Origin of the sequence: Hydrogenophaga sp. 70-12, from assembly GCF_001897365.1 — a bacterium.
In the GTDB taxonomy this organism is placed as follows: Bacteria; Pseudomonadota; Gammaproteobacteria; order Burkholderiales; family Burkholderiaceae_C; genus Hydrogenophaga; species Hydrogenophaga borbori.
The window spans coordinates 1-2,800 of sequence record NZ_MKSS01000130.1; the positions used below are offsets into that span (position 1 = coordinate 1).

The 2,800-nt window shown below is 65.2% G+C and carries 2 protein-coding genes; both read right to left on the reverse strand.

All coding sequences use genetic code 11. From position 1 onward, the window contains the following. The coding region (locus tag BGO22_RS08065; protein WP_286849989.1) for a hypothetical protein at positions 1–298 on the reverse strand (298 nt) is incomplete at its 3' end. A gap of 25 nt (positions 299–323) precedes the next feature. Then, on the reverse strand, positions 324–2,800 hold a 2,477-nt coding region (gene rpoB, locus BGO22_RS08070; RefSeq protein ID WP_286849992.1), incomplete at its 5' end, for a DNA-directed RNA polymerase subunit beta.

A 2,800-nucleotide genomic window follows, 5' to 3' on the forward strand; every position in this document is an offset into this window, starting at 1 on the left:
CGCGGCGCACCTTGGTCTGGGTCACTTCGACGCCGCACTTCTCGCAGATCACGCCACGGTGCTTCAGGCGCTTGTACTTGCCGCACAGGCACTCGTAGTCCTTGATGGGACCGAAGATCTTGGCGCAGAACAGGCCGTCGCGTTCCGGCTTGAAGGTGCGGTAGTTGATGGTCTCGGGCTTCTTGACTTCACCGAAGGACCAGGAGCGGATTTTTTCCGGCGAGGCCAGGCCGATGCGGATGGCATCGAAATGCTCGTCGGGCGTGAACTGCTTGAACAGGTCGAGCAAGGATTTCATGTGAGCTTTCCTTTACTTCTGTGGATCACGAACGCTCGAGTTCGATATCGATACCGAGCGAACGGATCTCTTTGACCAGCACGTTGAACGACTCGGGCATGCCCGCGTCGATGGTGTGCTCGCCCTTGACGATGGACTCGTACACCTTGGTGCGGCCCTGCACGTCGTCGGACTTGACGGTGAGCATCTCCTGCAGGATGTAGGACGCGCCGTAAGCTTCCAGCGCCCAGACCTCCATCTCGCCGAAACGCTGGCCACCGAACTGCGCCTTGCCGCCCAGCGGCTGCTGGGTGACGAGCGAGTACGGGCCGGTAGAACGGGCGTGCATCTTGTCGTCGACCAGGTGGTGCAGCTTGAGGAAGTGCATGTAGCCCACGGTGGTCTTGCGCTCGAAGGCGTCGCCGGTGCGGCCGTCGTAGAGCTGCGCCTGGGTGCGCGTCTCGGTCAGGCCCTTGATCGCGGCGATGTCGTCCGGGTAGGCCAGCTTCAGCATGGCGCGGATCTCGTCTTCCGAGGCACCGTCGAACACGGGCGACGCGAAGGGCACGCCGTGCTGCAGGTTCTGCGCCATCTCGATGACCTCGGCGTCGGACAGGTCGGCGAAGTCTTCCTTCTTGCCCATGGTGTTGAAGATGGACTCGAGGGTCTGGCGCACCTCCGCCACCTTGGCTTCGCGCTGCAGCATGTCGCCGATGCGCTGGCCCAGGCCCTTGGCGGCCCAGCCCAGGTGCACTTCCAGCACCTGGCCCACGTTCATGCGCGACGGCACGCCCAGCGGGTTGAGCACCACGTCGGCGGGGGTGCCGTCGGCCATGTGCGGCATGTCTTCCACGGGCACGATCTTGGAGACCACGCCCTTGTTGCCGTGGCGGCCGGCCATCTTGTCGCCGGGCTGCAGGCGGCGCTTGACGGCCAGGTAGACCTTGACCATCTTGAGCACGCCGGCGGGCAGCTCGTCGCCCTGCGTGAGCTTCTTGCGCTTCTCTTCGAACGCGAGGTCGAAGCTGTGGCGCGTCTGCTCCATCGAGTTCTTGATCGACTCGAGCTGCGCGGCCACGTTGTCGTCCGCGGGGCGGATGTCGAACCAGTGGTACTTCTCGACGTCGGCCAGGTAGGCCTTGTCGATGGTGGTGCCCTTGGCCAGCTTCTTCGGGCCGCCGTTGGCGACCTTGCCCACCAGCAGCTTTTCGATGCGGTCGAAGGCGTCGGCCTCGACGATGCGCAGCTGGTCGTTGAGGTCGAGGCGGAAGCGCTTGAGCTCGTCGTCGATGATCTGCTGGGCGCGCTTGTCGCGCTGGATGCCTTCACGGGTGAAGACCTGCACGTCGATCACCGTGCCCTGCGAGCCCTGCTCGACGCGCAGCGAGGTGTCCTTCACGTCGGAGGCCTTCTCGCCGAAGATCGCGCGCAGCAGTTTCTCTTCGGGCGTGAGCGTGGTCTCGCCCTTGGGCGTGACCTTGCCGACCAGCACGTCGCCGGGCAGCACTTCGGCGCCCACGTAGATGATGCCGGACTCGTCCAGGCGGTTGAGCTGCTGCTCGGCCAGGTTCGGGATGTCGCGGGTGATTTCCTCGGCGCCCAGCTTGGTGTCGCGCGCCATCACCACCAGCTCCTCGATGTGGATGCTGGTGTAGCGGTCGTCGGCCACCACGCGTTCGCTGATGAGGATCGAGTCCTCGAAGTTGTAGCCGTTCCAGGGCATGAAGGCGATCAGCATGTTCTGGCCGATCGAGATTTCGCCGAGGTCGGTGGACGCGCCGTCCGCGATCACGTCACCCTTGGCCAGCTTGTCGCCCTTCTTGACGATGGGGCGCTGGTGGATGTTGGTGTTCTGGTTGGAGCGCTGGTACTTGATGAGGTTGTAGATGTCCACGCCCACTTCGCCGGCCACCGCTTCCTCGTCGTTGACGCGGATCACGATGCGGGTGGCGTCGACGTAGTCGACCACGCCACCGCGGGTGGCCGTCACCACCGTGCCGGAGTCGACCGCGGCCACGCGCTCGATGCCGGTGCCCACGAAGGGCTTCTCGGGGCGCAGCACGGGCACGGCCTGACGAGACATGTTGGCGCCCATCAGCGCGCGGTTGGCGTCGTCGTGCTCCAGGAAGGGCACCAGCGAAGCGGCCACCGACACGATCTGCGCTGGCGACACGTCCATGTACTGGATGGTGTCGGGGCCGGTCAGGATGGATTCGCCCTTCTCGCGCGCGGAGACCAGCTCGCCCACCAGGCGACCGTCCTTGTCGAGCGCGGCGTTGGCCTGGGCGATGACGTACTTGCCTTCCTCGATGGCGGACAGGTAGTCGATCTGGTTCGTGACCTGGCCGTCCACCACGCGGCGGTACGGCGTCTCGATGAAGCCGTACTCGTTGAGGCGGGCGTACAGGGCCAGCGAGTTGATCAGGCCAATGTTCGGGCCTTCCGGCGTTTCGATCGGGCAGACGCGGCCGTAGTGCGTGACGTGCACGTCGCGCACCTCGAAGCCGGCGCGCTCGCGCGTCA